Below are 2,936 nucleotides of genomic sequence, written 5' to 3' on the forward strand. Positions count from 1 at the left end.
GCGGCGGACATGGGCGTGGATGACGGGTGGCCTTTGCGCGCTGGCGCGACGGAGACTGGTTTCTTTGGAGACGCTTGCTTACCCACGCCGTGCTGCGAACGATGCGGTCGTTGTCGTTGATCTGCTTGGTTTTCGTATGAGTGGCTGTCTGGAAGTCCGCCAGACCCGGGAAGAAGACCACGTTGGCGATCTTCTGAACCCACCCCATACACCGCAGACTGTGCGAAGCATTGTGGGCGCTACAAGGCACAGAGATCGGCTCGCGCTGTCACATCCACAAAGCGGAGAAACCGACCGAGCGCTCACCCGCGGGCCGGAAAGACCGGCCACTGGTCCACCACCTGCCCGCCCTCGTACACCACGATGTCGCCGAACTGCTGAAGCACGGCCTCGCTCTGCCGGGGGCGAAAGAACACCATGTCGTCCGGCCGCAAGGCCTGGCCGCCGGAGCCAACCAGCAGTTGCTGGTTGGACGACAGCCCCATCAGCGCGCTGGTGCCAAGCCCTGGCGGGGACACCGGGTCCGCGAGCCAGTTGCCGCCGTGGATGAAATGCGCGGTGCGCTGATTGATGTCCCATGCGCGCGCCAGGCGGCCCAGTGCGCCCACGCCATTGGGCGCCGCAAAGTCGCCCACTTTAAGGACCGGCGTGGCGATCCACACGGCCGGCTGCAGGTCGGCCAAGAGGGGCGTGTCGAAGTCGGACGGCAGCACCATGGCGGAGCCCACGGCCACCTCGTTGGCTGCACCGCTGCCGTCGTGCAGGCGGAACGTAGGCGAGCCCGCGGTGTTGAAGGTCAGGGGCTCGGCCAGTGGCAGCGGGCTGGCTCGCAGTGCATCCACAAAGCGCTGGTAGGTCTCCAGCACCTGGCGGTGCACCCGCTCGCGCGCGCCGACGATGTCCGGGATCTTCTGCGTGTGCGCGTCGTAGCCCATGAAACCGGCAAAGCGCAGCAACGGCTCCTCCAGCACCATCTGGAGCATGGAGCGCAGCGTCTCCTCGTCCGCCACGCCACCGCGGTGCAGGCCCACGTCGATCTCGATGTTGATGCGCAGGGGCTGCCCCCGCCCGCGCGCCACCTCGCGGTATTGCGCCAGGCGCTGCGGCGTATCCACCAGCCACTGCAGCTGGCGCGCGGGGTCGAAGCCAGACGCGGGCGGTGCCGCCAGAAAGGCCGCGGCCGCCGCGGCCGGCAGGGGCTTGCCCAGCAGCACGTCGGTGTGGGGGCGCTCCTGGGCGACCAACGCGAGATAAGGCAGGCTGAACACCATCTGGCGGGCACCTGCCGCGGCGGCGCCCACCTCGTCCAGCAGGCGCAGGCTGGGCAGGGATTTGTTCACCAGCCGCAGCGCAAGCCGGTGGCCCTGCGCGTGCGCCTGCACCTTGGCCGCATTGGCGCGCAGCCGCGCCCGGTCCACGACCAGCGTGGGGGTGCTGGCCATGCCGGCGGCCTTCAGCGCCTGGGCGATGGCGGCGAAATCGCCGGCCTGGGGCGCGCCACGGTCGGCCGGGCGCGCCGCCAGCAGCGCGGCGCCCGACGCAGCAAGCGCCCCCGCCGCCACGACCCGGCGGCGGTTGAGCAGTCCTGGCCTGTTGTTCTTCACCGGGGACCTCCTTCACGCAAGACCGAACAACGACCGCAGATGGGCATTGAGCATGCGGCCCTGCGGATCGAACGACTGGCGCAAGGCCAGAAAGTCGCGCCAGCGCGGGTACAGCGGCGCGAGCGCGGGGGCTGCCAGCGGGTGCATCTTGCCCCAATGGGGGCGGCCGCCATGGGCCTGGCAGATGCGGGCGCCGATCTGCACGATGTAGTCATACGCCTCGCCGGCCGCGGCGTGCAGGGCTATCGAGCAGCTGTCGCGGCCATGGAAGGGGCTGAGCCACGCGCCGTCGCCGCGCACCCAGCGGAACTCGATGGGGTAGAAGGCCTCGTTGTGCTGCTGGATGGCGTCGATCACCTGGCGCAGGCAGGCAATGCCGTTCTCGGCCGGCACATGCCATTCCGTCTCGTTGAAGCGCGACGAGCGCACGGTGGAGAGCAGGCGGTGGGCGCGCTCGCGGGCCTCCTCGGTCTGGTGGGGGTCGATGAAGCGCTGCGCGGCCCAGGTGCGCAAGGCGGGAAAGCGCCCCAGCCAGTCGCGCAGGCGGCGCAGGTCGGCCAGCGTTGCGTCCTCGGCGGAGTTGGGCAGCAGCGGCGAATCGCCCTCGTACACCTCGTGCATCACGCCGGCCGCGTAGCCGGTGAAGGGCAGCACGAACATCTCGAAGTGGCGGTGCCGGGCCGCGAGGGCCGGGGCCTCGCGCAGCAGGTCGTCCACGGGCTGCAGCCACACCTTGCGCCGCAGGTTGAACGCGGGCACCACGCGCAGCGTGAGCTGCGACACCACGCCCAGGCTGCCCAGCGACACGCGGACGGCGGCCAGCGCATCCGCATCGCGCGGTCCGCCCAGCTCCACCACCTGCCCGGCGGGCGTGACCAGCCGCGCGCCCACCACGCCATCGTGCACGGCGGGGAGTGTGGCCCCCGTGCCGTGCGTGCCCGTGGCAATCGCGCCGGCAATGGTTTGCGCATCGATGTCCGGCAAGTTCGGCAGCGCAAGCCCTTCGGCATCCAGCAACCGGGCGAGGTGCCCCAGGCGGGTGCCCGCATGCACCGTGGCCGTCATCGCGGCTTTGTCGATGCGGGCGATGCCGGACATGCGGTCCAACGACACCAGGGTGCCCGGTGTGGGCACCAGCGCCGAGAAGGAATGCCCCGACCCCGCGACCCGGACCTCGCCGCTGGAACGCGCCAGCAGCGTGGCCAGCTCGGCTTCGTTGGCTGGCATGGGGCGCGCCCGCGGCTGCGCGCGCTGCACGCCCGACCAGTTCTGCCAAGGCTGCGGCGGCGCTGCCGCTGCCCCACCCCCAGGAGCGGCCTGCGCCGGGACGCC

3 protein-coding genes are annotated in these 2,936 nt (G+C 71.1%); all 3 read right to left on the minus strand.

All coding sequences use genetic code 11. From position 1 onward, the window contains the following. On the minus strand, positions 1-181 hold a 181-nt coding region (locus V6M57_RS17425; RefSeq protein ID WP_332816270.1), incomplete at its 3' end, for a hypothetical protein. A gap of 121 nt (positions 182-302) precedes the next feature. Beyond that, positions 303-1,604 (minus strand): alanine racemase, encoded by a 1,302-nt coding sequence (locus V6M57_RS17430; protein WP_332816271.1) that lies wholly within the window; start codon positions 1,602-1,604, stop codon positions 303-305. Between the two features lie 12 nt (positions 1,605-1,616). Continuing rightward, a partial coding sequence (locus V6M57_RS17435; protein ID WP_332816272.1) for a D-arabinono-1,4-lactone oxidase occupies positions 1,617-2,936 on the minus strand: 1,320 nt, incomplete at its 5' end.

This window comes from Ramlibacter sp. (assembly GCF_036676645.1).
Lineage (GTDB): Bacteria > Pseudomonadota > Gammaproteobacteria > Burkholderiales > Burkholderiaceae_C > Ramlibacter.